25 protein-coding genes and 1 pseudogene are annotated in these 24,576 nt (G+C 69.0%); 14 read left to right on the top strand and 12 right to left on the bottom strand.

Features of this window, described 5'->3' with window-relative positions:
- Positions 1-203 (top strand): annotated as a pseudogene (locus Q0599_RS07440) (histone); the annotation flags it as partial.
- Between the two features lie 62 nt (positions 204-265).
- Here Q0599_RS07440 and Q0599_RS07445 read toward each other — a convergent pair.
- Positions 266-1,213 carry a tetratricopeptide repeat protein gene (locus Q0599_RS07445; protein WP_298827842.1) on the bottom strand — a complete coding sequence of 316 codons (948 nt, stop codon included), beginning with the start codon at positions 1,211-1,213 and terminating at the stop codon, positions 266-268.
- Between the two features lie 108 nt (positions 1,214-1,321).
- On the opposite strand from Q0599_RS07445, the gene purE reads away from it, so the two are divergent.
- The 6 genes from purE (at position 1,322) to Q0599_RS07475 (ending at position 6,962) form a co-directional block, all read left to right on the top strand.
- Positions 1,322-1,786: a 5-(carboxyamino)imidazole ribonucleotide mutase gene (gene purE, locus Q0599_RS07450; protein WP_298829316.1), complete on the top strand. Its 465-nt coding sequence runs from the start codon at positions 1,322-1,324 to the stop codon at positions 1,784-1,786.
- A gap of 8 nt (positions 1,787-1,794) precedes the next feature.
- Complete coding sequence (locus Q0599_RS07455; protein ID WP_298829318.1) at positions 1,795-2,967, top strand: 5-(carboxyamino)imidazole ribonucleotide synthase; 1,173 nt, start codon at positions 1,795-1,797, stop codon at positions 2,965-2,967.
- A 3-nt stretch (positions 2,968-2,970) separates the two neighbouring features.
- The gene (locus tag Q0599_RS07460) at positions 2,971-3,951 is read left to right on the top strand and encodes an L-threonylcarbamoyladenylate synthase (protein ID WP_298827844.1); all 981 of its coding nucleotides are present in this window, start codon (positions 2,971-2,973) and stop codon (positions 3,949-3,951) included.
- Between the two features lie 45 nt (positions 3,952-3,996).
- A complete protein-coding gene (locus Q0599_RS07465) occupies positions 3,997-4,968 on the top strand; it encodes an SGNH/GDSL hydrolase family protein (protein WP_298827847.1) in 972 nt (323 codons plus the stop codon).
- Between the two features lie 175 nt (positions 4,969-5,143).
- The gene (locus Q0599_RS07470; RefSeq protein WP_298827849.1) at positions 5,144-6,298 is read left to right on the top strand and encodes an SGNH/GDSL hydrolase family protein; all 1,155 of its coding nucleotides are present in this window, start codon (positions 5,144-5,146) and stop codon (positions 6,296-6,298) included.
- Between the two features lie 22 nt (positions 6,299-6,320).
- Positions 6,321-6,962, top strand: coding sequence for an OmpW family outer membrane protein (locus Q0599_RS07475; protein ID WP_298827851.1), 642 nt, complete (start codon positions 6,321-6,323; stop codon positions 6,960-6,962).
- Positions 6,963-6,981: 19 nt separating this feature from the next.
- Here the strand turns inward: Q0599_RS07475 and Q0599_RS07480 are convergent, their stop codons facing one another.
- Both Q0599_RS07480 and dacB read right to left on the bottom strand, forming a co-directional pair.
- Complete coding sequence (locus Q0599_RS07480) at positions 6,982-7,248, bottom strand: SemiSWEET transporter (protein WP_298829319.1); 267 nt, start codon at positions 7,246-7,248, stop codon at positions 6,982-6,984.
- 23 nt (positions 7,249-7,271) lie between these two features.
- Positions 7,272-8,708 carry a D-alanyl-D-alanine carboxypeptidase/D-alanyl-D-alanine-endopeptidase gene (gene dacB, locus Q0599_RS07485; protein WP_298827854.1) on the bottom strand — a complete coding sequence of 479 codons (1,437 nt, stop codon included), beginning with the start codon at positions 8,706-8,708 and terminating at the stop codon, positions 7,272-7,274.
- Between the two features lie 58 nt (positions 8,709-8,766).
- Between dacB and tsaB the strand changes: the two genes are divergently transcribed.
- From tsaB to Q0599_RS07505, 4 genes are read left to right on the top strand one after another with little or no spacing between them, the layout of a single operon-like run.
- Positions 8,767-9,483 carry a tRNA (adenosine(37)-N6)-threonylcarbamoyltransferase complex dimerization subunit type 1 TsaB gene (tsaB, locus tag Q0599_RS07490; protein ID WP_298827857.1) on the top strand — a complete coding sequence of 239 codons (717 nt, stop codon included), beginning with the start codon at positions 8,767-8,769 and terminating at the stop codon, positions 9,481-9,483.
- A gap of 38 nt (positions 9,484-9,521) precedes the next feature.
- Entirely contained in the window at positions 9,522-9,974 is a 453-nt protein-coding gene (gene rimI / locus Q0599_RS07495) for a ribosomal protein S18-alanine N-acetyltransferase (RefSeq protein WP_298829320.1), read from the top strand.
- Complete coding sequence (locus tag Q0599_RS07500; RefSeq protein ID WP_298827859.1) at positions 9,961-10,740, top strand: uracil-DNA glycosylase; 780 nt, start codon at positions 9,961-9,963, stop codon at positions 10,738-10,740. The genes rimI and Q0599_RS07500 overlap by 14 nt, the downstream gene beginning before the upstream one ends.
- Complete coding sequence (locus Q0599_RS07505; RefSeq protein WP_298827862.1) at positions 10,737-13,178, top strand: EAL domain-containing protein; 2,442 nt, start codon at positions 10,737-10,739, stop codon at positions 13,176-13,178. Before Q0599_RS07500 ends, Q0599_RS07505 begins: the two co-directional genes overlap by 4 nt.
- Here the strand turns inward: Q0599_RS07505 and glmU are convergent.
- Entirely contained in the window at positions 13,168-14,556 is a 1,389-nt protein-coding gene (gene glmU / locus Q0599_RS07510) for a bifunctional UDP-N-acetylglucosamine diphosphorylase/glucosamine-1-phosphate N-acetyltransferase GlmU (RefSeq protein WP_298827866.1), read from the bottom strand. The two genes, Q0599_RS07505 and glmU, sit on opposite strands and share 11 nt — an antisense overlap.
- On the opposite strand from glmU, the gene Q0599_RS07515 reads away from it, so the two are divergent.
- Positions 14,555-15,448, top strand: coding sequence for a DUF6279 family lipoprotein (locus tag Q0599_RS07515; RefSeq protein WP_298827869.1), 894 nt, complete (start codon positions 14,555-14,557; stop codon positions 15,446-15,448). The genes glmU and Q0599_RS07515 overlap by 2 nt on opposite strands.
- 21 nt (positions 15,449-15,469) lie before the next feature.
- On the opposite strand, the gene Q0599_RS07520 is transcribed toward Q0599_RS07515, so the two are convergent.
- From Q0599_RS07520 to Q0599_RS07535, 4 genes are read right to left on the bottom strand one after another with little or no spacing between them, the layout of a single operon-like run.
- The gene (locus Q0599_RS07520; RefSeq protein WP_298827872.1) at positions 15,470-16,057 is read right to left on the bottom strand and encodes a DUF4136 domain-containing protein; all 588 of its coding nucleotides are present in this window, start codon (positions 16,055-16,057) and stop codon (positions 15,470-15,472) included.
- Between the two features lie 29 nt (positions 16,058-16,086).
- Positions 16,087-16,995, bottom strand: a complete 909-nt coding sequence (gene ttcA, locus Q0599_RS07525; protein ID WP_298827875.1) for a tRNA 2-thiocytidine(32) synthetase TtcA — start codon at positions 16,993-16,995, stop codon at positions 16,087-16,089.
- Positions 16,992-17,390 (bottom strand): dihydroneopterin aldolase, encoded by a 399-nt coding sequence (locus Q0599_RS07530; protein WP_298827879.1) that lies wholly within the window; start codon positions 17,388-17,390, stop codon positions 16,992-16,994. Before Q0599_RS07530 ends, ttcA begins: the two co-directional genes overlap by 4 nt.
- A gap of 2 nt (positions 17,391-17,392) precedes the next feature.
- Positions 17,393-18,163, bottom strand: coding sequence for an SDR family oxidoreductase (locus Q0599_RS07535; RefSeq protein WP_298827881.1), 771 nt, complete (start codon positions 18,161-18,163; stop codon positions 17,393-17,395).
- A gap of 19 nt (positions 18,164-18,182) precedes the next feature.
- Between Q0599_RS07535 and Q0599_RS07540 the strand changes: the two genes are divergently transcribed.
- Together Q0599_RS07540 and Q0599_RS07545 are read left to right on the top strand one after the other, a co-directional pair.
- Positions 18,183-19,280, top strand: coding sequence for an SAM-dependent methyltransferase (locus tag Q0599_RS07540; RefSeq protein WP_298827883.1), 1,098 nt, complete (start codon positions 18,183-18,185; stop codon positions 19,278-19,280).
- 9 nt (positions 19,281-19,289) lie between these two features.
- Entirely contained in the window at positions 19,290-19,481 is a 192-nt protein-coding gene (locus Q0599_RS07545; RefSeq protein WP_298827885.1) for a DUF2905 domain-containing protein, read from the top strand.
- On the opposite strand, the gene Q0599_RS07550 is transcribed toward Q0599_RS07545, so the two are convergent.
- The 4 genes from Q0599_RS07550 to Q0599_RS07565 all read right to left on the bottom strand — a co-directional run bounded on the left by Q0599_RS07550 (position 19,478) and on the right by Q0599_RS07565 (position 24,571).
- Positions 19,478-20,701, bottom strand: a complete 1,224-nt coding sequence (locus tag Q0599_RS07550; protein WP_298827887.1) for a multifunctional CCA addition/repair protein — start codon at positions 20,699-20,701, stop codon at positions 19,478-19,480. The genes Q0599_RS07545 and Q0599_RS07550 overlap by 4 nt on opposite strands.
- Positions 20,702-20,735: 34 nt before the next feature.
- Positions 20,736-21,416 (bottom strand): glutathione S-transferase family protein, encoded by a 681-nt coding sequence (locus Q0599_RS07555; RefSeq protein WP_298827889.1) that lies wholly within the window; start codon positions 21,414-21,416, stop codon positions 20,736-20,738.
- Positions 21,417-21,521: 105 nt separating this feature from the next.
- Positions 21,522-22,478 carry a complex I NDUFA9 subunit family protein gene (locus tag Q0599_RS07560; RefSeq protein WP_298829321.1) on the bottom strand — a complete coding sequence of 319 codons (957 nt, stop codon included), beginning with the start codon at positions 22,476-22,478 and terminating at the stop codon, positions 21,522-21,524.
- 41 nt (positions 22,479-22,519) lie between these two features.
- The gene (locus Q0599_RS07565) at positions 22,520-24,571 is read right to left on the bottom strand and encodes a lytic transglycosylase domain-containing protein (RefSeq protein ID WP_298827891.1); all 2,052 of its coding nucleotides are present in this window, start codon (positions 24,569-24,571) and stop codon (positions 22,520-22,522) included.
- Between the last annotated feature and the right edge of the window lie 5 nt (positions 24,572-24,576).

Here is a 24,576-nt window from a genome sequence, read left to right on the forward strand (position 1 = left end):
AGAAGGCTGCGGCGAAGAAGGCCCCGGCGAAGAAGGCTGCGGCGAAGAAGGCCCCGGCGAAGAAGGCTGCGGCGAAGAAGGCCCCCAAGAAGGCCGCCGCGAAGAAGGCGCCTGCGGCGCCTGCCCCTGCGGCTGCCGCTCCAGCGAAGACGGCGCTCAGTCCGCAGGCTGCCTGGCCCTTCCCGACGGGCACGAAGCCTTGACACCTTGACCACGGGGCTCCCGCAACGGAGCCCCGTTCTCACTGCTGTGGCGACGACGCTGGTCAGAACAGTGCCATGCTGAGTCGCCGGTGGTAGGTGTCCGCGACGGACTGCTGTGCGGGCGGCGAAGCCCGTGCAACCAGTGTGCTCGTGGCGTCAGGGAGCGCGGCAGTGGAGGCGGCCTGCATTTCTTCACGGCGCAGCAACTGGAGTACCGCGAGATAGGTCGTCCGAGCCAGTCCTTCGTGCCATTGCTTGTCGCGCATCAGAATCTCTAGCAATTGGTCGAGCGCGTCCGTGAATCGGCCTCGAGAGAACTGCCACTGCGCGAGCTGGAAACGTGCCTCCAGGTCTCTGGGGTTGGCCTGGATTCGGCTCAGTGGACCCTTGTCGCTCTCACCTCGCATTGCCTTGCAGGCTCGAAGCCACATTGCGCAGGCCGCCAGATCCTCTCCCAGCGTCGTTGATCGACCGGCCACCGGCCTCATCGCAGCTTCCGCCTCCGCAATCCTGCCTGCGCCGAGCAAAGCCCGCAGATAGACGGCTCGCGCTGCATCGTTGTCCGGATCGAGTGCAACGGCCTGTTTCAGGCGCTCGATCGCATCGTCCACGCGGCCGGACTGGAGCAACTCGTGGGCCTCCGAGACATCCTCGCGTCCCGCCTGCTCCTGCTCACTTGGCACGTGCTTGTCGAGGAACTGGCGCAGTTCCCCTTCCGGCAAGGCGCCGACGAAGCCGTCGACCGGCTGTCCTTGTTTGAACATCACGCAGAAGGGGATGCTGCGCACGCCGAACATCTGCGACAACTGTCCGGCGATCTCCGGCTGCTCGTCGGAATTCAACTTGGCGAGCACGAACCGGCCGGCGTACGCCGTCTCCAGCTTCTCGAGCACCGGCCCAAGCGACTTGCACGGGCCGCACCACGGCGCCCAGATATCCAGCAAGACGGGCTGCCGCATGGACGCGTCGATGACATCGTGCTCGAAGTTGGTGAGGGTGATATCCAGCATGGCGGGCGGTAAGGTCGGGCAGTGTCACGGACGCGCCGCCTACAATGGCGGGCTGTTCGGAGACCGGAGAGAGCCGTGACCACCGCCCCCTGTCTCGTCGGTGTCGTCATGGGATCCAGCAGCGACTGGGAGACCATGCGTCACACGAGCGAGATTCTCGCCGAGTTCGGCGTGCCGCACGAAGTGCGCGTCATCTCCGCGCACCGCATGCCCGATGACATGTTCGCCTATGCCGAAGCAGCGGTCGGTCGCGGATTGCGTGCCATCATTGCCGGTGCCGGCGGAGCCGCCCACCTGCCTGGCATGTTGGCGTCGAAGACGACCGTGCCGGTGTTGGGCGTTCCGGTGGCGAGTCGGCACCTGCAAGGGGTGGACTCGTTGCATTCGATCGTGCAGATGCCCAAGGGAATTCCCGTCGCCAGCTTCGCCATCGGCACTGCCGGGGCCGCCAATGCCGCCCTGTTTGCCGTGGCCATGCTGGCTGGGGAGGACACTTCGGTGCGCGCCCGACTCGAGGCCTTCCGCTCCCGCCAGACGGAAGCCGCCCGCGCGATGACCGCCGAGCTGAAGTGATCGAGCCGATGCCGACTTCCTCCCGCTTCGTTCCTCCTGGCGCCACGCTCGGCGTGATGGGTGGCGGCCAACTCGGCCGCATGTTCGTCCATGCAGCGCAGCAGTTGGGCTATTTCACGGCTGTGCTGGACCCCGACCCCGCGAGCCCGGCCGGACTGGTCGCTCAATTCCACATTCAAGCGGCCTATCTCGACGAACAAGGCCTCGCGCAGTTGATGCAGCGCAGTGCAGCCATCACCACGGAGTTCGAGAACGTGCCGGCTGCCGCCCTGGTCACGCTCGGCGCACATCGACCGGTGGCACCGGATGCCGACGCGGTAGCGATCTGTCAGGATCGTGCGCTCGAGAAGTCGCACTTCCTTCGTTGCGAGGTGCCCTGCGCAGCCCATGCGGTGATCGAGAGCGCCGAGCAATTGGAGGCACTGGATGCTGGCGCGCTGCTGCCAGGCATCCTCAAGACCTCGCGCCTGGGCTACGACGGCAAGGGCCAGGCCCGCGTAGAAAGCCGTGCCGACTTGTTCGCGGCCTGGAATGCGATGAAGCGGGTGCCTTGTGTGCTCGAACGGAGACTCGATCTCGCGGCCGAGATCAGCGTCATCGTCGCCCGATCGGCCGACGGCACGCTCGTCCACCTGCCGCTCCAGCATAACCTGCACCGCGACGGCATCCTGGCCGTGACGACCGTGCCCGCTCCCGACTTGGACGACGCAATTCAGCGCAAGGCGATCGATGCCGCCGCGCGCATCGCCGCGTCGATGGCGTACGTCGGCGTTCTGTGCGTCGAGTTCTTCGTGCTGCGCGACGGCTCGCTGGTCGCCAACGAGATGGCGCCGCGTCCGCACAACTCCGGCCACTACAGCATCGATGCCTGCGACGTCTCGCAGTTCGAACTGCAGGTGCGTGCGTTGACCGGTGCGCCGCTGGTGCAGCCGCGTCTGCACTCGCCTGCCATCATGCTCAACCTGCTCGGCGATCTGTGGTTTCGCGCCAGCGACGAAGCGGTCGAACCAGACTGGGCCGCGGTGTTGGCGCTCCCCGGTGTGCACCTGCACCTCTACGGCAAGGCACAGGCGCGACGGGGACGGAAGATGGGTCACCTGACCGTGACCGCGGACACGGCTGCCCACACCCGCGCGGTGGCGCTCCAGGTCGCTGCGCTTCTGGGCATCGAGGCGTTCTGAATCGTGTTGCTCCCGGGGTGTGATGAAGCGGCGATCGAGCGCGCGGCCGATGCGCTGGCGGCGGGAGAACTGGTCGCCTTCCCGACCGAGACCGTCTATGGCCTCGGTGCGCGCGCCGACAGCGACGAGGCGGTGGCCGCCATCTTCGCGCTCAAGGGCCGCCCCAGCGATCACCCACTGATCGTGCATGTGGCCGATGCGAACGATGCGGAACGTTTCGCAGCCGGCCTTCCCGAGGTGGCGCGCCGCCTGATCACCGAGTTCTGGCCGGGACCACTGACCGTCATCGTGCCGCGTGCGCCCGGCTTGGCCGAGGCCGCAGCCGGTGGCCAGGCCACGATCGGCCTGCGCTGCCCGGCTCACCCGGTCGCACGCGCCTTGCTGGCGGCGGCACGCCGGCGCGGCGTTCTCGGGGTTGCCGCGCCCAGCGCGAATCGATTCGGGCGCATCAGCCCGACACGAGCGCGTCATGTCGTCGATGAGTTCGGCGACGGACTGCTCGTGCTGGACGGCGGCGACTGCGCGGTCGGCATCGAGTCCTCGATCGTCGACTGCTCGGGCTCCGCGCCTGTCCTGCTGCGACCTGGGCAGATCGGCCGCGAACGCATCGAGGCCGCCGGCGGAGTGCCGCTCGGCAAGCCGAACGAGGAGTCCCCGCGCGCCCCGGGAACCCTCGAGGCACACTATGCGCCGCGTGCACGCCTTCGCTTGATGCCGGCGGAAATGTTGAACACGGCGTTGCAGATGCTCGGCGACAGTGCTCTGAAGCTGGCGGTATATTCCCGCTCGGTGGCGTTGCCCGCCGGTTCGCGCCTGACCCGACGTGTCATGCCTGCCGATCCCGAGCAAGCGGCTCGCGAACTCTTCGCCACCTTGCGTGAACTCGACGCCGAAGGCCTGGATCTCATCTGGGTCGAGGAACTGCCTCCGTCGCCCGAATGGGATGGCGTTCGGGATCGCCTCACGCGCGCCGCGGCCGCGTGAGCGCGGGCACGTCCAAGTCTTGCACCCTCAATTTCTGGAGCATCGATGAACTTGCTGGCCCATGGACATCGCCGCGTCGCGCTGGCGCTCACGCTCGCAGGGGCGGCGCTGCTTGCCTCGTGCGGGGGCGGTGATCCGGTCGTTCCTTTCGAGCCGACGCGCGTGCTCGCTTTCGGCGACGAGAACAGCGTCATCACCAGCGAGGGACGCAAGTACACGATCAACACGCTGGCGACGGACGCTGACGGCGTGAAGACGATCGACTGCGAACTCGGCGGGTTGTGGGTGCAGCGCCTGGCGACGGGATATGGCCTGGTCTTCCCGGACTGCAATCCGAATGCCGTGCCCGATCCGCGCAGTCGCATCTATGCAGTGGCATTCAGCAAGGTGGCCGATCTGGAGGCGCAGATCAGGGCACATCTCGACACGCCGGACACCTTCTCCGGCAAAGACTTGGTCACGCTCCTGACCGGCCAGAACGACGTGCTCGCGCAGTACGCGCTGTACGACGGCACCAACGAAGCGCAACTCCAGGCCGCCATCTACGCGGCCGGGTTGGAACTGGCAAGACAGGTCTCCCGCATCGCCAGTGCCGGCGGCAAGGTGCTCGTGTCGACGGTGCCAGACCTCAGCCGCTCACCGTTCGCGCTGGCCGAGAACACCGCAGCCGGAGATACCAGCCGCAGTGCCCTGATCGGACGCCTCGTGGCCAAGTTCAACGAAGGTCTGCGCGTGGGCATCGCCGGAGAATCCGGCGCCGAGGTGGCCATCATGCTGACCGACGAGCTGATCCAGTCGATGGCCAAGTTCCCGTCCTCCTACGGCATGTCCGACGTCACCACGCCGGCCTGCGACGAGGCGCTCGCGGCGACCGTCGACCTGTGCACGACCGACACGCTCGTCACTGGCGCGACCGCGAACAACCACCTGTGGGCCGACGAAACGCACATCAGTGCCGGCGCGCACATCTATGTCGGTTCGCTGGCTGGCACGCGCGCGCGGGCGAATCCGTTCTGAACCCTTGCGCTCGATCAACCGGAACGCAATCGGCCGGGTTTGTCCCTGATCGTCCCTTCAGATCGCCCCCCTAGAGTGGGCGCGGGGGGCGGAGAATCGTCCGTCGTTCCCCTGACCTCGGGAGGTGTGCATGAGATCGATCCGGACCTTCGCCTCGCTGACCATTGCGGCGCTGTTGCTCGCCGCGTGCGGCGGTGGCGACCCTTACGTACCCGGCAGCGGTGCCCCCACCGGCGGGCCGACCACGAAGGGAACCTTCAGCGCCGTGGTGTCGTTCGGCGACAGCCTCAGTGACCTGGGCACCTACACGCCGGCCACTGCCATCCCGAACACCGACCCGCAGTTGTACTTCGGCGGGAAGTTCACCACGAACAGCGCCACGAGCACCGTCTGGGTCGAGAACGTCGCGGCCTCGCTGGGGCTGAGCATCACGCCGGCCGAGGTGGGTTACGCGGGCGTGTCCGTGAAGTGCCCTGCGGCGGCCGACCCGGCACTGGCGAACACCTGCACCGGCTACGGCCAGGGCGGTGCACTCGTGACCGACCCGGACGGAGTGCGTCACAGCAGCGGAGCCCTGACGGTGCCGCTGAAGACCCAGATCGCCAACCACCTCGAGCGGTTCGGCAGCTTCAAGGACAGCGATCTGATCCTCGTGCAGGGGCCGGGCGGCAACGAAGTCTTCAAGCTGATGGACACTTCGGATCCGACGAGCTTCGGTTCATTCGTGGTCCAGGTGCTGACGCAGGTGCAGACCGGGGCCATCACTGCGGAGCAGGCCTCTGCGTTGCTGTTCCAACCGCAAGCCGACGCCCAGGAGGTCATGAAGAAGGCTGCAGTCGAAACGGCCGGCTATGTCCGTGACGAGATTCTCGCCAAGGGCGGCAAGTATGTTGCGGTGACGAACATGCCCGACCTGTCCGTCACGCCGGAGGGTTCGGCCTTTCCGGCGCCGATCTCGAACATCCTGTCCGTGCTGTCGCAGACCTACAACCTGTGGCTTCGCGAGGGGCTGTCAGGACAGCCCGTTCAATGGATCGACCTGCCCGCGGTCTTCAGCGACGTCAAGGCCAACCCGGCGGACTACGGCCTCCTGAACGTCACCGACCGGGCTTGCAGCATTTCGACCATTGCCGCCATCACCGGCGGATTGATCACCGACGGCTTTTCGCTCTTCTGCAACGCCACACCCGGCGTCCCTTACAACGGCCTGGAAGCCGGCGCCGATCCGCTCACCTGGCTGTGGGCCGACGGCAATCACCCGTCGACGGGCGGACACAAGGCATTGAGCGACGCAGTCACCCGGCAACTCCAGGCCGCGGGCTGGCTCTGAAGAACGCGACATGGAGAACAGCATGAGCAAGACAACAATCCAGGCGTTCGTACTCTCGGCACTTGTGGTAGTTCCCTTCGCGGCCGCACAGGCGCAGGACTCGTCGATCAAGGTCGGCGTGGCGCGCTACACCACGAACTCGAAGAGCACGGGAATCACCGGCGTAGGCATCCCGAGCGGCGCCGATGCCGAGACGGGTGACGCGACGACCCTGCTGTTCGAGTACGAACGCTGGCTCAACCCGAACGTAGGCATCGAACTGGCGCTCGGCCTGCCGCCCAAGATCGATGCCAAGGCGACAGGCAGCGTGGCCTTCCTCGGCGAGGTGCTCTCGGCCAGAAACGTGACGCCTACGCTGTTCGTCAACTACCACTTCGGCGGGACCGGCGACCGTTGGCGCCCCTATGTCGGACTTGGCGTGAACTACACCAAGTTCACCGACATCAAGAACCCGTTCGGATGGAACGTGGAGATGAGCGACTCGGTCGGTATTGCCGGCAAGGCCGGCATCGAGTACGCGCTGTCGGGCCAGTGGGGCATCTTCGCCAGCGTGACCGCCCTGAAGGTGAAGAGCGACCTGGTCGCCAGCGGCTCGACGGTGCTGACGACGACAATCGATTTCCGGCCGGTGGTGTACTCGATCGGGGCTTCGTACCGGTTCTGAGGCCGTCGCGACGCGGGGCTCAGGGGTCCCGCCGCCCGAGCACGATCTTCATCGTCAGGATGCACGCGGCCAGTGCCAGCGTGATGAGATTCGCCACGATCACCGGCCAGGCACCGAGCATCACGCCGTAGACCAGCCACAGCAGCACGCCCAGCGTGAAGGCGCTGTACATGCCCAGCGAGATGCCGCTCACGTCGCGCGTCTGGAAGGTGTGCCAGGCCTGCGGCACGAAGGACAGCGTGGTCAGCGCGGCGGCGGCGTAGCCGAGCCAGTCGGTGGTGCTCAGGGTCGGGGTCATCGGAGGGGCCGTCAGTTCCGGCGTTCGCGCTGCGGGTGCTGTGCGCCGGCATCGTCGACGACCCATTGCACCAGCGCATCGATCGCCGACCTCGCCGCATTGGCATTCGGATGGTTGACCACCGCGACGACGACGTAGCGGTGCCCGTTCTGCGCGAGCACGAAGCCCGCGACGCCGGCGACGTCGCGCAGCGAGCCGGTCTTGAGATGCGCGCGGCCGGCCGACGCCTTCGACCGCAGCAGCGTGCCGTCGGTGCCGGAGACCGGCAGCGAGGCCAGCAGCTCGGGCATCACCGTGCTGCTCCAGGCCGACTGCAGCACGCGCGCGAGCTGCTGCGCAGTGAGCCGCGTCTCGCGCGACAGGCCCGAGCCGTTGTCGAGCACCGCGCCCTCGGCGGCACCGCCGATGCGCTCGGCCAGCCAGCCGCGCAGCACCTCGCGTGAAGCTTCGGGGGAGCCCGAGCCGGCGCGTGCCAAACCCAGCGTGAGGAAGAGCTGCTGCGCCATCACGTTGTTGCTGAACTTGTTGATCTCGCGCACCACCTCGGACAGCGTCGGCGAGACGCTGGTGAAGCTCGGCGGCGCGGCAGGTGCCGTGCCGTCGCGAACCGTCCCCGTCAGCGTGCCGCCCATCTCGCGCCACAGTCCGGCAAGCACGCGGTCGTCGTAGCGGCGCGGGTCGGCATAGGCCAGAGGCCAGGTCTTTTCGCCGCAGGCGGCGGGGAAGCTGCCGGTCAGCCTCATCCGCGTCGTGTCCCCGAAGTCGGCCTTTAGCTCGGCGCGCCAGTCGCCGCACGGTCCCGGGGAGAGCGGCACGCTCGTGTCGATGCGCACGCCCGCCAACGTCGGCTCCATGCCGACCAGCGCCATGCCGCGCGCCGGATCCGGCGTGATGGTCAGCACCACCGAGCGGTAGGCCAGCAGGAGAGCGTCGGGCCGCACGTTATAGGGCCGCAGCGGCTCGCCGTCGAAGTCGGCCGCATGTCCTTCGGGCACGCTGAAGGCACTGCGGTCGAGCACGATGTCGCCACGGATCTCGCGCACGCCCAGCTGCTGCACGCGCCGCAGCAGCAGCCAGAGCCGCTCGGGCACCAGCTTCGGGTCGCCGTTGCCCTTGATGACGAGGTTCCCTGCGAGCACACCATCGGTCACCGTGCCCTGCAGCCAGACCGGCGTGTCCCAGGCCCATGCCGGGCCAAGCAGGTCGAGCGCCGCATAGGTGGTCAGCAGCTTGGTCAGCGAAGCCGGGTTGACCGGAACGTCCGCGCGCCACGCCAGGCGCGCGCGCGACGTGCCGGCTTCCTGAACGACCACCGACATTGCATCCGCCGGAAGCCTGGCGCGGTCCAGCGCGATGCGCACCTCGGGCGGCAGGCGTGCCGCGGCCGGACCGGCGATGACGACGAACAGCGCCAGCAACAGCGATCGCAAGAACGACGTGCAGGTCATGCTGCGATGATCGCATGGGCTCCCGGGGCGCAGCGGGCCTTGACCTAAACTCGCCGCCATGACCTGCCTGCTGGCCATCGACAGCTCCACCGAGGCAATGTCCATTGCCCTGAGCCGCGCCGGCGAGACCCATGTCTTCGAAGGCGAGGGCGGCGCGCAGGCGTCCGCCCGCCTGCTGCCGGAGCTGCTGTCACTGCTGCAGCGCGCCGGCTGCACGCTGCGCGAAGTCGATGCCGTCGGCTTCGGTCGGGGCCCGGGCGCCTTCACCGGCCTGCGCAGTGCCTGCTCGGTTGCCCAGGGCCTTGCGCTCGGCGCGGGCAAGCCGGTGCTGTCGCTGGACAGCTTGCTTCTCGTCGCGCAGGACGCGCTCGACGAACTCGGTGAGGACGGCGCGGACTGCTGGGTGGCGATGGACGCCCGCATGGACGAGGTCTATGCGGCGCACTATCGCTTCGCGGCGGGCCGTTGGCAGGTGCGAGCGGCGCCGATGTTGTGCCGCCCTGCCGCATTGAACGAACGCTGGGCGGTGGAGCCGCCGCTGCTCGTGGCCGGAACTGCCCTCGACGCGCTCGGCGCGCAGCTGCACCTCGCCACGGCGCAGGCGAGGCCCCGGACAAGGTCGCGCGCCCGGGCGCTGGCACGCCTGGCCGAGGCCGCCTGGCACGACGGTGGCGCGATCGACGCCGCCTTGGCGCTGCCGGTCTACCTGCGCGACAAGGTCGCGCAGACGACGGCCGAGCGCGAGGCCGAGCGCAGCGCGAAGGTGTCTGCGTGAGCGCCGTGGCTCCGTCGCAACAGCGCGTGCTGCTGCCGATGACCACGCTGCACCTCGACGCGGTCATGGCCATCGAGGTGTCCGCGTACGCCTTTCCCTGGAGCCGCGGCAACTTCGTCGATTCGCTCGCTTCCAGCTACATCGGCCGCGTGCTGTACGACGATGCAGGCGCGATCCTCGGCTATTTCGTCGCCATGGCCGGCGTCGAGGAGATGCACCTGCTCAACATCACCGTGGCGCCGCGCGTGCAGCACCGCGGCCATGCGCTGTTCATGCTCGACGCGCTGGCCGCACTGTGCCGCCAGCGTGGCGCGCGGCAGCTCTGGCTGGAGGTGCGCGAAAGCAATCAGCGGGCGCGAGCCATCTACCTGCGGCACGGCTTCGTCTACGTGGGGCGGCGCAAGGGGTACTACCCTGCGCCGAAGGGCCAGCGCGAGGATGCCGTGGTCATGAGCCTGGCGATCGATGGAGCGGGCCATGAGCTGGACTGAGCGCCAGCGCGCCATGCTCGCGGAGATGGGAGTCAGGCTGTGGACTGCGCCTCGGCCCGAGCACATCCAGGTGGAAGTCCGCGCTCCCGTGCCTCCCGCGCAGCGAGGGCAGGGCGCGGCAACTGCCACGACCGAGCCCGTTGCGCGTACGGTCTCGCCGGTGCGCGGTGATCGACCCACCGGCGTCGAGAGCATGGACTGGCCCGCCTTGCGCGAGGCGGTGGCGAACTGCCGGGCCTGCAAGCTTTGCGAAGGACGGCGACAGACGGTATTCGGCGTCGGGAACACGGGCGCGCACTGGATGGTCGTCGGCGAAGCGCCAGGCGAGCAGGAAGATCGCCAGGGCGAGCCCTTCGTCGGCAAGTCCGGCCAGTTGCTGGACAACATGCTGCGCGCCATCGGCCTCACGCGGGCCGAGGCCGACGCGGCGCACCAGGTCTACATCGCCAACACCATCAAGTGCCGTCCACCGGGCAACCGCAACCCGGAGCCCGAGGAACTGGCGCAGTGCGAACCGTTCCTGATCCGCCAGGTCGAACTGGTCAAACCGCGCATCATTCTCGCCATGGGCCGTTTCGCCGTGCAGAGCCTCTTGCGCAGCAACGAAGCGATCGGCAAGCTGCGGGGCCGCGTGCATCGCTACCAGGGCGTGCCCTTGATCGTGACCTATCACCCCGCCTACCTGCTGCGCAACCTCGACGACAAGGCCAAGGCATGGGAAGACCTCTGCCTGGCCATGCAGACGATGAGGTCGGCATCGCCATGAGGTCCGGCGACATGCCCACGCTCGCCGAGACCGCGGCCTGGGACGCGCTGCCGGGCATGGTGATGCTGCTCGACGAGGCGGGCGGCGCGCTGCACGTCAACGCGGCCCTCGCCGCCTTCGCCCGGCGAGACACCGCCCGGCTGCTCGGCCGGGCGTGGCAGGAACTGCTTTCCGCGGACAGCCGGCACCAGCTGCTCGACCTGCTGGCGCGTCGCGTCGACTTCTCGACGGCCCTCTTCGTCGCTGGCGTCGCCTGGGTCGAGTGGACCTGCCGCTGGTGCGCGAAGACGCGGAGCTGGCTGTGCCTGCTGCACGACGCCAGCGCGGCAAAGCAGGCAGAGAGCGAAGCGCGCGCGCAGGCCGCATTGTTCCGCCTGCTCGCCGACAACGTGCCGGTGCTGATCGCCTACTACCGCGCCAGTGACTTCCAGTGCGAGTTCGCCAACAAGGCCTACGCGCGCACCTTCGGTACCGACGAGCGCTCGGTTGTCGGCAAGACTTTCGCCGAGGTGATCGGCCAGGGCGCAGCCGACCAGATCCAGCCGCGCGTCGAGCAGGTGCTGCGGCACCAGCAGGCGGCTTCCTACGAGCGCCAGCTGCCGCAGCCCGATGGCAGCAGCCGCTTCATCGACGTCAACCTGTTGCCGCATGTCGGCGAGCAGGGGGACACGGTCGGCGCGTTCGTGCTGATTTCCGACATCACCAAGCACCGGCTTTCCGAGCGCGCGGTGCGTGAATCGGAGGAGCGCCTCGCCAAGTTCATGCAGGCCAGCGCGGAGGGCATCGTCTTTCACAAGGACGGATTCATCACCGATGCCAATCCTCCCCTGTGCGCGCTGATGGGCTACACGCTGGAGGAACTGAAGGGACGCTCGGTGCTGGAGTTCATCGCGCCCGACCATGTGTCGCGTGTCGCGGCGGTGATGAATGCCGGCCAGGAGACCGCCTACGAGAGCGTGATACTCGACAAGGCCGGCCACCGCGTCGCGGTTGAGTTCATCGTGCGCACCATGGTGCGCAACGGCGAGCGCATGCGCATGACCATCGTGCGCGACATCCGCGACCGCCAGGCGGCGCAGGCGCGCATCCACCACCTCGCGCACCATGACGCGCTGACCGGCCTGCCCAACCGCATGTCGTTCATGGAGCAACTGCAGCAGCACATGGCGGCAGCGGAGGCCGAAGGCACGCGACTGGCGTTGCTGTTCATCGACCTCGACCACTTCAAGCGTGTCAACGACTCGCTCGGCCACCTCGTTGGCGACACGCTGCTGCGCACGGTATCGGCGCGCATCCTCGCCAGCCTGCGCGTGACCGACCTCGTGGCGCGCTTTGGCGGCGACGAATTCATGGTGCTGCTGCACGGCGGCCCGTCGGCGGAGCAGCAGCACCACGACGTCGACGAGGTGGCGCGCAAGCTTCTTTCCGCGATCGAGGTGCCGGTCACCGCCGAGGGCCGGCCGATCTCGGTCACGCCATCCATCGGCGTGGCCTTCTTCCCCGGCGATGCGAACACGCCCGACGAGCTGATCAAGAACGCCGACAGTGCGATGTACCTCGCCAAGTCGCGCGGTCGCGCCAACCACCAGTTCTTCGATCGCGGCATGGCCGACAGCGCCTACGCGGCGCTGGTGCTCGAGGGCCAGCTCGCTCACGCGCTCGAGCGCGGCGAGTTCGAGCTCTACTTCCAGCCGCAGGTGCGGCTGCGCGACGACGTGCTGGTCGCCTGCGAAGCCTTGCTGCGCTGGAACCACCCGGAGCGCGGCCTGCTGATGCCGGACGAGTTCATCCCGGTGGCGGAGCGCCAGCGCTTGATGCTGCCGATGGGCCAATGGGCGCTGAAGGAGGCGGCGCGCTGCGCGGCGCGATGGCACGCGCAGGGCCTCGGCATCGCGCCGGTGGCCGTCAACCTGTCGACGGTGCAATTCCAGTCGGTGGGTTTCGTCGAGGCGGTCGCTCAGGTGCTCGCCGACGACGGCGACGTGCGCCAGGCCGCGAGCCTGCTCGAGCTCGAGCTGACCGAGCGCATGCTGATGGACGACCTCGGTGAGGTGAAACACCGTTTGCTGCGGCTGAAGGCCATCGGCCTGGGCATTGCCGTGGACGACTTCGGCACCGGCTATTCCTCGCTCGGCCACCTGAAGGAGCTGCCGATCGACAAGATCAAGATCGACCGCTCGTTCATCCACGACCTGCCGGGCAACCGCGACTCGGCGGCGATCACGCGCGCGATCGTGCAGCTCGGTCTGAGTCTTGGCATGACGGTCACCGCGGAGGGTGTCGAGACGGACGCGCAGCGGCAGTTCCTTGCGCAACAGGGCTGCGCGCAGATTCAGGGCCTGCTGATCGGCGCGGCAATGCCGGTGGCCGAATTCGAGGCTTGGGCGCGGGCGCGCCGGGAAACCGAACGGCGCGTCGCGGCCGCGGCTACTTCTTGACCTTGACCGGGCGCCGCCAGCCGTCGAGCGACACGGCCTTCGCGCGCGCCACGGTGAGCTGGCCTGCCGGCGCATCCTTCGCGACGGTGGAGCCCGCGCCGATGGTCGCTCCGGCGCCGACGGTGATCGGCGCCACCAGCACGCAGTTGCTGCCCACGTGCACGTCGTCACCGAGCACGGTGCGATGCTTGTAGGCACCGTCGTAGTTCGCGGTGATGCTGCCGGCTCCGTAATTGACGCGCTCGCCGACTGTGGCGTCGCCCAGGTAGGCGAGGTGGTTGGCCTTCGAACCCTTGCCCAGCACCGAGTTCTTCACCTCGACGAAATTGCCGATGTGCACGTCCTCGCCGAGGTCGGCACCGGGGCGCAGGCGCGCGAACGGGCCGACCTCCGCGCCTCGGCCGATGCGCGCGCCGGCCTTCTCGCCGTCGGCGTGGGTGAACGAGTGCACCACTGCGTTGTCCTCGATGCGCAGGTTGCGCAGCACGCAGTGCGATTCGATGCGCACGTTGTCGCCCAGCTCGACGCGACCCTCGAACACGCAATTCACGTCGATCTCGACGTCTTGGCCACAGAGCAGCGTCCCGCGCACGTCGATGCGTGACGGATCGGCCAGACGCACGCCGGCTTCCATCAGCGCGTCGGCCACGCGCCGCTGGTAGCGGCGCTCCAACTCGGCGAGCTGCGCCGGGCTGTTGATGCCCAGCACCTCGGTCTCGTCGTGCGCATGGGTGGCGACCACCGACACATGGTCGGCCACGGCCATCGCCACGACGTCGGTGAGGTAGTACTCGCGCTGTGCGTTGTCGTTGCTCAGTGCGGCGAGCCAGCGCTTCAGATGGGCCGTGGGCGCGGCCATCACACCCGTGTAGACCTCCTGGATGTGGCGCTGCTGCGGCGTCGCGTCCTTGTGCTCGACGATGCCTTCGATGGTGCCGCCGACAGGGTCGCCGCTGCGGATCAGCCGGCCGTAGCCGCTCGGGTCGTCCAGCACCACGGCCAGCAACGCCAGGGCCTTGCCGCCGCAGGCGCGCACCAGCCCCTGCAGGGTGTCGGGCTCGATCAGTGGCACGTCGCCGTTGAGGATCAGCGTGGTGCCCTCGTCGTGCAGATGCGGCGCGGCCTGCTGCACGGCGTGGCCGGTACCGAGTTGCGGCTCCTGGCGGGCGAACACTCTGCCCGGCCCGTGGACCGCGGCCTCGACCAGATCCGCGCCATGGCCGGTGACCACCACGGTGCGCTCGGCCTGCAGCGACGAGGCCGCGTCGAGCACGTGCTCAAGTAGACTGCGACCGGCCAGGCGGTGCAGCACCTTCGGCCGGGTCGACTTCATGCGGGTTCCCTTGCCCGCGGCCATGATCACGATGTCCAGAGCCATGACGCGTTTGTTCCTGCGGAACGTGGTGTCGAGACTGCGCATTATGGTGGCGCTGGTCGCGCTCGCCGGTGTTCTGGCGGGCTGCAGTGCGGTCCGATTCGGCTACAACCAGGCACCCGAGCTGGTCTTCTGGTGGCTGGACGGCTACGCAGACTTCGATGATGCGCAGGCGCGCCGCACGCGCGACAGGCTCGAGCAGTGGTTCGCCTGGCACCGCCGCACGCAGTTGCCGGATTACGCCGAGCTGCTCGTCCGCGCCCGCGCTGACGTACTGGCGGACACCTCGCCAGACCGCGTCTGCCGCTGGTGGGCGGAGCTGCGCCGACGCGGCGAGCGGGCAGTCGATGAGATGCTGCCTTATGCCGCGGAACTGATCCCGACGCTGACGGCGCGGCAGCTCGCGCATGTCGAGCAGCGCTATGCGCGGCTGAACGAGGAGTTCCGCAGCGACTTCCTGAATCCGGATCCGGCCAAACGGCGCGAGCGTGCCGTCGAACGCACGCTGGATCGGGTCGAGATCCTCTACGGTCCGCTCGACGACGCGCAGCGCGCTCTCGTCGAGAGTCTTCTGGAGGCATCGCCTTTCGACGCCGAAACCTGGCATGCGGAGCGCCTGCAGCGCCAGCAGGAAACGCTGCAGATGCTGCGGCGCCTGAGCGGCGAGTCCGCCTCGCGCGACGCGGCGCTGGCCGCGCTGCGCGCCCAGGTCGAGCGCGTGTCTCGGTCGCCGCGCGAAGGTTACCGGCGCTACCAGGAGCGGCTGCAGACCTACAACTGCAGCTTCGTGGCCAGCCTGCACAACAGCACCACACTGGCGCAGCGCCAAGCCGCGGCGGCAAAGCTCAAGGGCTGGGAGACGGACTTGCGCGCCCTGGCGGCAACGCCGGACTGAGGCGCAGGCCGGCCGCGAAGCTCAGGGCGGGCTGATCTCGGTGGTCACGCGCCGAGGCGTCACGCTGCCGGCCGGAAAGTCCTTCATTGCCGCCTCGAACATCGCCGGCAACAGCGACTTGATCGCCGACGAGGCGCCGTCGTTGCTGGCGCGTGTCTCGTACAGCGGCTGGCCGCTCTTGCGATCGCGGATCAGCACGGCGACCTCGCGTTCGTAGGTGGTGGTCGGGATGGCGGCTCCCACGCCGTAGTAGGGCCAGGGCCGCGCGAAGCGGTAGTAGTACAGGCCGCCGCGCCACCAGAACGGATCGTCGTAGTACTGCTCGGTGATGCTGACGCGCGCACCGAGCTGGACGACGAACTCGCTGGCCTGACCCTCGGCGACGGGCGTGAAGCCAGCTGTCTCCAGCGCGCGGCGGGCGCTGTCCTCCAGCAATTGCTGCTGCTGCGGACGCGACTGTTGCGAAGGCAGGCGCTCGAAGGCGTAGCTGCCCGGCTTGCGATCGGCCGGCCAGACGCTGTAGCTCGACACCTCGCTGGTCAGGCTGTTCAGCGATGCGCAACCGGCCAGCATGGCGGTGCCGATGAGGAGCATCAGGGTGCGGATCATGGTGAGCGCCTCCTGGAATCTGTCGTACCTCAGTCGTCGCGGTGGACGCGGATGGGGGCGGTGGCCGGTGTCGCGCAGTCCTCGTCCTCGTCGAACGCACGGTCCCCGTCCGGGTTGACCTTGCCGCTAGTGTGCAGCGTGGTGAACGGGTAGAGCTTGCGATCCATCATGTGCGAGGGAACGATGTTTCCCATCGCGGTGAAGATGTTGTCCAGCCGCCCGGGGTATTGGCGCTCCCATTCGCGCAGCATCTTCTTCATCTGCACGCGCTGCAGGTTGTCCTGGCTGCCGCACAGCGTGCAGGGGATGATGGGGAACTGGCGGTGCGCCGCCCAGCGCTCCAGGTCGGTCTCGGCGACATAGGCGAGCGGGCGGATGACGATGTGATTGCCGTCGTCGCTGGCCAGCTTGGGCGGCATGCCCTTCAGCCGGCTGTTGAAGAACATGTTCATGAACAGCGTCTGCAGCATGTCGTCGCGGTGGTGGCCGAGCGCGATCTTGGTCGCGCCGAGCTCCCCGGCCACGCGGTACAGGATGCCGCGGCGCAGGCGCGAGCACAGGCTGCACATCGTCTGGCCCTCCGGGATGAGGCGCTTGACGATCGAGTAGGTGTCCTGGTTCTCGATGTGGAACGGGACGTCGCGGCTGTTCAGGTACTCGGGCAGCACGTGAGCCGGAAAGCCCGGCTGCTTCTGGTCGAGGTTGACGGCAACGAGGTCGAACCGGATCGGCGCGCGCTGGCGCAGGTTGATGAGGATGTCCAGCAGCGCGTAGCTGTCCTTGCCGCCGGAGACGCAGACCATGACCTTGTCGCCGTCCTCGATCATGTTGAAGTCGGCGATCGCCTGGCCGACCAGGCGGTGCAACCGTTTCGACAGCTTGTTGGTTTCATGGGCAGCCTTCGCAGCCGCCTTCGGGTCGTCGAGCACCGCGCTCATGCCGGCTCCTTCATTGCGAACACTTCACACCCGACCGCATCGCAGTCGGGATACACATCGGGCTTCTCGGTGGACACGCGCGCGGCGCGCACCTTGGGATGGGCGAGCATCATCGCCAGCACGTCGTCGCACAGCGTCTCCTGCAAGTGGACGTGGCCGCGCGCCAGCCGAGCGCTGATGCTGCGGCGGATGAAGTCGTAGTCCACCACCTCGTCGAGGTCGTCGTGCGTCGGTGTCGACAGCGCCAGCGGCACGTACAGGTCGACGTTGATCAGCACGCGCTGTTCGCCCTGCTTCTCGAAATCGTGTACGCCGATGTTCATGCGCACCTCGTAGTCGCGCAGAAACAGGCGCCTGCAGTCCATCAGGCTGGCGTGGTTGAGCAGGCTCTGCATGGTCAGGGGGTCTTGACGAGGAAGGCGACATCGCGCGGTTGGGCCACCAGGTGCTGGCCGCCGTCGACCAGCAGCGTGGTGCCGGTCACCGCGCTCGCCTCGATCAGGTAGCGCACGGCGTGGGCAATGTCCTGTGGCGTCGACGAGCGCCGCAGCGGCGTGAGACGGTGGGCGCTGGCGAAGTCGGCCTCGCTCATCTCGCCGGAAAGCAGCGTCACGCCGGGCGACACGCCGCACACGCGCAGCCGCGGCGCCAGGGCCTGCGCAAGCATCACCGTCGCGCTGTGCAGGGCCGCCTTGGAAAGCGTGTACGACAAGTAGTCGGGGTTGGGGTTGTCCAGCTTCTGGTCGAGCAGGTTGACCACGCAGCCGTCTGCCTCGCGTCTGCACAGCTGATCGTGCAGGGCGCGTGTCAGCAGGATGGGGGCCGCCGCATTGACGCGCCAGTGAGCTTCCATCTCGGCATGGCCGAAGCTTGCCGCATCGTCATAGGCGAAGCGCGAGGCATTGTTGACCAGCGCATCGACACGGCCGAAGGCCTCGGCCACCGCCGGCATGAGCGCGCGGCAGGCCGCCTCGTCGGCCAGATCGGCGGCGAAGAGCTCGGCGCGTGCCCCCAGCGCGCGCAGCTCGGCCAGCGTCCGTGCCGAGTCATCGGAGGGCCTGTGGCAGTGCAGCGCGACGTCGTGGCCATGTGTCGCCAGGTCGAGTGCGATCGCCCGCCCGATGCGACGGGCGGCGCCGGTGACCAGTGCGACGGGCCGGGAGGGCATGGCTTCCTACAATGCGGCGATGCAACAGAACGAGGGCGACAGTGTATCGGCGGCCCTGCGCCGGCGCATTCGCGAGGCCATCGCCGCGGGCGGCGGCTGGATCGGCTTCGATCGCTTCATGGCCATGGCGCTGTACGAACCCGGCCTCGGCTACTACAGCCGCGCCAGCCGCAAGTTCGGCATGCTGCCCGCTTCCGGCAGCGACTTCGTCACCGCCCCCGAGCTGTCGCCGCTGTTCGGCCGCGCCCTCGCCCGCCAGGTGGCGCAGGCGCTGGAGGCCGCCGGCAGTGCGGAGGTGTGGGAGTTCGGTGCCGGCTCGGGCGCACTGGCCGCGCAGCTGCTCGAAGCGCTGGGCGAGCGCGTGCAGCGCTACACCCTCGTCGAGCTGTCGGGCTCGCTGCGCGAGCGGCAGCGCGAGCGGCTCGCGCCCTTTTCGGACCGGGTGCGCTGGGTCGACGAATGGCCGCCCCTGCTGCAGGGCGTGATCGTCGGCAACGAAGTGCTCGACGCGATGCCGGTGCAACTGCTGCACTTCGACGGCGAGTGCTGGCTCGAACGCGGCGTGTCGCTGGACGGTGATCGCCTCACCTGGGCCGATCGGCCGACCGCGCTGCGCCCTCCTGTCGACGCGGCGTTCGCGCCTGGCACCGTCACCGAGATCCATGCGCAGGCGCGTGCCTTCGTCGCTACGCTGGCCGAAAGGCTGGAGCGCGGCGCGGCCTTCTTCGTCGACTACGGCTTCCCCGAGGCCGAGTATTACCACCCGCAGCGCCGCGGCGGCACGTTGATGTGCCACCGGGCGCATCGCAGCGACGACGCCCCATTGAGCGACGTGGGCGAAAAGGACATCACCGCCCATGTCGATTTCACCGGCATCGCGCTGGCGGCGCAGGATGCCGGCCTCGACGTGATCGGCTACACCACGCAGGCACACTTCCTGATGAACTGCGGCCTGCTCGAACTGCTGCAGGGCGCCGACCTGCGCACGACGGCGAACGCGCAGAAGCTGCTCACCGAGCACGAGATGGGCGAACTGTTCAAGGTGATCGGCCTGGCCAAGGGCATCGACATCGAGCCGATCGGCTTTTCGACCGGCGACCGTACCCACACCCTGTGAGGCCGACCCATGCGCTGGCTCATCGTCTTCCTGCTCGCTTTCGTGCTCTTCCAGGGCCTGGTCGTCTGGCTGCGCCGCATCGGCCTCGGCCGGCTGCCCGGCGACTTCAGCTTCCGCTGGCGTGGCCGTGAGTGGCACCTGCCGATCGCGAGCAGCCTGCTGCTCAGCCTGATCGCGATGGCGATCGGCGCATTGATCTAGCCGAGCCGGGCGGCGATCGCCTGCGCGCGAGCCTCGCGCACCGCATCGCCGATCGCAGGCCCCTTCAGGCCGCGTGCCGCCGCGGCCTCGGCGACCGGACCCGTGTCCACGGCCTGAGCGGCAAGCAAGGCGCTCGCCAGTCGGTCACGCTGCGGGTAGGGCTCCTCCGCCTTGCCCAGGCGTCCCCGCGCATCGCATTCGCAAGCGAGCAGCAGTTCGTCGAAGCGCTCCGGGCGGCGCAGTGCATCGCAGCGTTCCAGCAGCCGCAACACCGCCTTGGCGTCGAGCCCTTCGCTGCGATGCACGTTGCCGTGCTCGCGCGCCACCACCTCGGCGAGTTCGCGGCAATCCGTGGGCACCTTCCAGCGCTCGCACAGGCCGCGCACCAGCGTCACGCTGCGCGTCTCGTGGCCGAGGTGCCGCGGCAGCACGTCGGCGGGCGTCGTGCCCTTGCCGAGGTCATGGCCCAGGCAGGCGAAGCGCACTGGCAGGCTGGCCGCGAGGCGCGCCGACATGTCCAGCACCATCATCAGGTGCACGCCGGTGTCGATCTCCGGGTGGTAGTCGGGCCGCTGCGGCACGCCCCAGAGACGGTCGACCTCGGGCAGCAGCCGTTCGAGCGCGCCGCAGTCGCGCAGCACCTCGAACATGCGGCTGGGCCGTGCTTCCATCAGCCCGCGGGCGAGCTCCTGCCAGACGCGCTCGGCGACCAGCGCATCGACCTCGCCGGCGTCCACCATGCCGCGCATCAGCCTCACCGTCTGCGGCGCCACCGAGAAATCGTGGAAGCGTGCCGCGAAGCGCGCCAGGCGCAGGATGCGCACCGGGTCCTCGGCGAAGGCGGGCGAGACGTGTCGCAGCACGCGCTGCGACAGGTCGTGCCGGCCGCCGTAGGGGTCGAGGAGCGCGCCGTCTTCGTCGCGCGCCATCGCGTTGATCGTCAGGTCGCGGCGCGCCAGGTCCTCCTCGAGCGTGACCTCGGGCGCGGCATGGAAGGCGAAGCCGTGGTAGCCCGGCGCCGTCTTGCGCTCGGTGCGCGCCAGCGCGTATTCCTCATGGGTCTCGGGATGCAGGAAGACCGGGAAGTCGCGACCCACCGGCTCGAAGCCGGCCTCGATCATCTCGATGGGGGTGGCGCCGACCACCACCCAGTCACGGTCGCCCGACGCACGGCCTAGCAACTCATCGCGCACCGCGCCGCCGACCAGGTACACCTTCATGCGGCGGCAGTGTATGCGCCGCCCCGGACCGGGCTCAGCGGTGCGTGCGGTAGGGCTCCTCGAAGTCGAGGAAGTCCTGCTCGGCCAGCGCGTCCTTCACCCAGGCGGCCACGCCGGGCAGGGCCCGCACGCGTTGCATGTACTCGGCAATCGCGGAGGGCAGGGGCGGCGCGTAGGTGGTCAGCCGCATCACCACCGGCGCGAAGTAGGCGTCGGCGATGCCGAAGCGGCCGAACAGCATGGGCCCTCCGTGCTGCTGCAGCAGTTCGCTCCACATCGACACGATGCGCGCGAGGTCGCCACGCACGGCCGGCTGCTCGGCGAGCACGCGCGCGCCGACCTCGGGCAGGCGTGCCTCGACGTTCATCGGGAAGTGGCTTCGCAGCGCGCCGAAGCCGGCGTGCATCTCGGCGCAGACGCTGCGCGCGCGGGCACGGGCTTTCGCATCCTCCGGCCAGAGCGGCTTGTCCGGAAAGCGTTCGGCGAGGTACTCCGCGATGGCCAGCGTGTCCCACACCGTGAATCCGTCGTCCACCAGCACCGGCACGCGGCCGGCCGGCGTGTGCTTCGCGAGTTCGGTCTTGAAGCTCGACCCCGGCGTGAAGGCGTCGAAGCGGATCTTCACCTCGTCGAAGGGGATGCCGGCCTGCGTCATCAGCACCCAGGGGCGCATCGACCAGGACGAGTAGTTCTTGTTGCCGATGAAGAGCTGCATGGCGGTTCCGGGATGGGGGTGTCCTGCCATGCTAGCCGCCGACGGCGCATGCCGGGGTGACGGATGCGCATCGCCGCCATGCGCGGCGCACATCGCGCGGAAGCCTCAGGTGCGCCGCGCTCGCGCGCGCCAGGCGTCCAGTCGGGCCGGCCCCTGGCCGGGTGCCAGGTACTGGGGCGCGACGGCGGCCAGCGCGGTGGATCGGATGCCCAGGGCGTCGAGGCCGGGCAGCGTGCCGCTGGCGACGCTGGGCACGGTCATCGACGCCAGGTTGTCGCGCGACATCAGCGGCTCGCCGGGCAGCAGCTCCATCAGCATGGCCTGCAGCGTCGCCAGGCCGCCCGGCAGGCCGATCACCGGCCGCGGGCAGCCCGCCCATCGGCCGGCGGACTGCACCAGTTCGCGCAGGGTGAAGACGTCGGGGCCGGCGCATTCGTAGACCTTGCCGATCGTCGACGCGTCGTCGAGGCAGCGCACGATCGCCGTGGCGACGTCGTCCACCCAGACCGGCTGGTAGCGCGACTCGGCGCCGGCCAGCGGCACGAAGGGCGCGACCGATTGCAGCGTGGCGAAGAGATTGAGCAGCCGGTCGTGCGCGCCGAAGATCACCGAAGGCCGCAGCACGGTCAGGTCCAGACTGGCTTCGGCAAGCGCCTGCTCGCCGGCCGCCTTGGAGCGCAGGTATCGGCTGGGCGCGCTGGCGCCCACACCCAGCGCACTCACGTGCACCAGGCGCCGCACGCCCGCCGCGCGGCAGGCCTGCGCCAAGCGTCGCGGCAGCTCCACGTGGACCTGCTGGAAGCGGCGCTCGTCGCCCTGCAGCACGGCGACCAGGTTGATCACCGCGTCGCAGCCCGACACCAGCCGCGCGAGCTGCGCATCGTCGTGGAGGTCGGCCGGCAGCAGTTGCAGCGTGGGCAGCATCTGCAGGTGCTTGCCGCGCTCGGGGTGCCGCGTCGGCACGAGGATGCGCCCGCCGGCGCCGCCGCTGCGCTCCACCAGTTTCTCGCACACGCTGCGGCCCACGAAGCCGGTCCCGCCGAGCACCAGGATGTTCTCGATCATGTGGTTCTTCCAGGTCGGCCCGCGCGAGCGGGCGGGGGTCAGGGAAGGTCCTTGTCTGCGGTCGGCGCCGAAGCGTCGCGCGGCCCCACCGTCGCACCGAGGCGTTCCTTGAGCGACGGCGTCCGACCGCTGATGATGGCCGCATAGTAGGTGGCGTTGCTCAGCACCTTCTTGACGTAGTCGCGCGTCTCGTTGAATGGGATGTTCTCTGCCCACACCGCCGTTTCGAGCACCGGCCCCTCGCGCCAGCGGCGTGGCCGGTTCGGCCCGGCGTTGTAGGCCGCCGCCGCCATCGCCTGCGAGCCGCCGAAGTCATCGAGCACGAGCTTCAGGTAGCTCGTACCCAGGCGCAGGTTGACTTCGCGGTCGGTGATCATGTCCTGCCGGTAGTCGAGCCCGATCTTCCGTGCCGTCCAGCGCGCGGTGGCCGGCATGATCTGCATCAGACCCGAGGCGCCCACGTGCGAGCGCGCATCCATGATGAAGCGCGATTCCTGGCGGATCAGTCCGAAGACATAGCTCGGGTCGAGGTCGATCTCCTTCGCGCGCGCGAGGACCTGCTCACGGAAGGGCATCGGGAAGCGCTGGTCGATGTCGATTTCGCCGCGCGTGCGATCGCTGGTGTTGATGCAGCGGTCCCACACCTCGGCGTCGCAAGCGCGCTGCGCGGCGGCGAGCAGTTCACGGTCGCCCATGCCGCGCAGCGAGAAGTTCCACTCGCGCACGCCCTCGCTGCGCAGGCCGAGGGCGATGAGCTGCAGTGCGCGCGTGAGTCCGGGATGGCTGCGCGCGGCATCGGTTTCCTCGGCGGTCAGCGGCGCCGGCTTGGGCGGCAGCACCAGGGGCCGTCCCAAGTCTTCGGCGGCGAGCTTGCCGTAGAAGTGCATGTGCCCGGCGATGCTGCCGAGCAACTCGGCAGCGAGCACGCGCATGCCTTCGTCTTCCTGCGAGTTCGGCGCCAGGGCCTGGAGGGCGCGTGCCTTCCAGTACACCCAGGCCGGATCGCGCTGCTGCTCGGCGCCCATCGCGTTGATGGCCTGCATCACCTGCTGCCAGCGGCCACGGCCGTCGTTGGCGCGAAGCGCAGCCCGCACCTTCCAGGCCAGGGTGTCGTCCGGCCAGTCGGGCTCGGCGCCGTCGCGGCTGGCGCGCAGCGCGGCGCGCTGGAAGTGGTCGGTGGCGCTGGGCAGCAGCTTGAGCGCGGCCTGCTTGCCCGCGCTGGCCCAGGCCCAGGCGGCGAGGTCAGGCGGGAGCGCGCGTTCCCAGCGCTCGTCGAGTTGCAGGGCGGCGGCGTCGGGGTCGTTGGTGGCGAGCCGCATCAGCGCCAGGGTGGCCAGCTCGGCGCCGGGGCGCGACGAGGCCGAGGCGTTCCGGACCAGGTAGCGCATCGGGTTGTCGGTCAGTTCGCCCACGCTGCTGGCCGTGTTCACGCTGAGCAGCGCCAGCGCCTGCCGTGCCGCCTTCGGTCGGCCGGCGTCGACCGCAAAGCGCGCCTTGCGCCAGACCTCGGCGCTACCGAACCGGTTCGCATCGACCAGCGTCGCGGCCATCAGCGCGCAGCCTTCGTCGGCATCGCGTTGCGCGAGCCACGCGTCGAGGGCCTGCTTGCGCACGTCCTTTCCGGCCTGATGGTCGAGCATCAGCGCGTAGCAGCGAACCTCGCGGTCGTCGTTCATGCGGAAGCGCGGGTACTCGACAGCGAAATTGGCCCAATCGCGGCGCTTGCCGAGTTCCAGCAGCCAGTCGTTGCGCAACCGGTCCTCGACGTAGGTGCCCGGCCAGCGGGCGTAGAAGGCATCGAGCTCGGACTGCTGCGCCTCGGCAAGGCGGTTGCTCAGCTCGAAGTAGTCCGCCCACATCGCCAGGGGGTGACCGGCGGCGACGGCGGCGGCGCGGGCGACGACCAGGGCATTGGCGTCCTTCCGGTTCAGCGCCTCGCGGGCCTCGACGATCGGCGCATCGCTGGGCGCCGACGAGGCGGTCAACGGCATGGCCAGCCCTGCGCCCACCACCATGAGCCAGGCTGCGCGCCGCCATTCGCCGGCGATGCCTCGCCCATATACTGCCTTGGCCATTCCCGCTTGCTTCAACGTCG

It is taken from the genome of uncultured Piscinibacter sp., assembly GCF_937952055.1.
Lineage (GTDB): Bacteria > Pseudomonadota > Gammaproteobacteria > Burkholderiales > Burkholderiaceae_C > Piscinibacter.

Excerpts from the sequence above, each read along its gene's own strand:
- Q0599_RS07445 (WP_298827842.1), bottom strand. The coding sequence starts at position 1,213 with ATGCTGGATATCACCCTCACCAACTTCGAGCACGATGTCATCGACGCG.
- purE (WP_298829316.1), top strand. The coding sequence starts at position 1,322 with ATGGGATCCAGCAGCGACTGGGAGACCATGCGTCACACGAGCGAGATT.
- Q0599_RS07455 (WP_298829318.1), top strand. The coding sequence starts at position 1,795 with ATGCCGACTTCCTCCCGCTTCGTTCCTCCTGGCGCCACGCTCGGCGTG.
- Q0599_RS07465 (WP_298827847.1), top strand. The coding sequence starts at position 3,997 with ATGAACTTGCTGGCCCATGGACATCGCCGCGTCGCGCTGGCGCTCACG.
- Q0599_RS07475 (WP_298827851.1), top strand. The coding sequence starts at position 6,321 with ATGAGCAAGACAACAATCCAGGCGTTCGTACTCTCGGCACTTGTGGTA.
- dacB (WP_298827854.1), bottom strand. The coding sequence starts at position 8,708 with ATGACCTGCACGTCGTTCTTGCGATCGCTGTTGCTGGCGCTGTTCGTC.
- tsaB (WP_298827857.1), top strand. The coding sequence starts at position 8,767 with ATGACCTGCCTGCTGGCCATCGACAGCTCCACCGAGGCAATGTCCATT.
- rimI (WP_298829320.1), top strand. The coding sequence starts at position 9,522 with ATGACCACGCTGCACCTCGACGCGGTCATGGCCATCGAGGTGTCCGCG.
- Q0599_RS07500 (WP_298827859.1), top strand. The coding sequence starts at position 9,961 with ATGAGCTGGACTGAGCGCCAGCGCGCCATGCTCGCGGAGATGGGAGTC.
- Q0599_RS07505 (WP_298827862.1), top strand. The coding sequence starts at position 10,737 with ATGAGGTCCGGCGACATGCCCACGCTCGCCGAGACCGCGGCCTGGGAC.
- Q0599_RS07515 (WP_298827869.1), top strand. The coding sequence starts at position 14,555 with ATGACGCGTTTGTTCCTGCGGAACGTGGTGTCGAGACTGCGCATTATG.
- glmU (WP_298827866.1), bottom strand. The coding sequence starts at position 14,556 with ATGGCTCTGGACATCGTGATCATGGCCGCGGGCAAGGGAACCCGCATG.
- Q0599_RS07520 (WP_298827872.1), bottom strand. The coding sequence starts at position 16,057 with ATGATCCGCACCCTGATGCTCCTCATCGGCACCGCCATGCTGGCCGGT.
- ttcA (WP_298827875.1), bottom strand. The coding sequence starts at position 16,995 with ATGAGCGCGGTGCTCGACGACCCGAAGGCGGCTGCGAAGGCTGCCCAT.
- Q0599_RS07530 (WP_298827879.1), bottom strand. The coding sequence starts at position 17,390 with ATGCAGAGCCTGCTCAACCACGCCAGCCTGATGGACTGCAGGCGCCTG.
- Q0599_RS07535 (WP_298827881.1), bottom strand. The coding sequence starts at position 18,163 with ATGCCCTCCCGGCCCGTCGCACTGGTCACCGGCGCCGCCCGTCGCATC.
- Q0599_RS07540 (WP_298827883.1), top strand. The coding sequence starts at position 18,183 with ATGCAACAGAACGAGGGCGACAGTGTATCGGCGGCCCTGCGCCGGCGC.
- Q0599_RS07545 (WP_298827885.1), top strand. The coding sequence starts at position 19,290 with ATGCGCTGGCTCATCGTCTTCCTGCTCGCTTTCGTGCTCTTCCAGGGC.
- Q0599_RS07550 (WP_298827887.1), bottom strand. The coding sequence starts at position 20,701 with ATGAAGGTGTACCTGGTCGGCGGCGCGGTGCGCGATGAGTTGCTAGGC.
- Q0599_RS07555 (WP_298827889.1), bottom strand. The coding sequence starts at position 21,416 with ATGCAGCTCTTCATCGGCAACAAGAACTACTCGTCCTGGTCGATGCGC.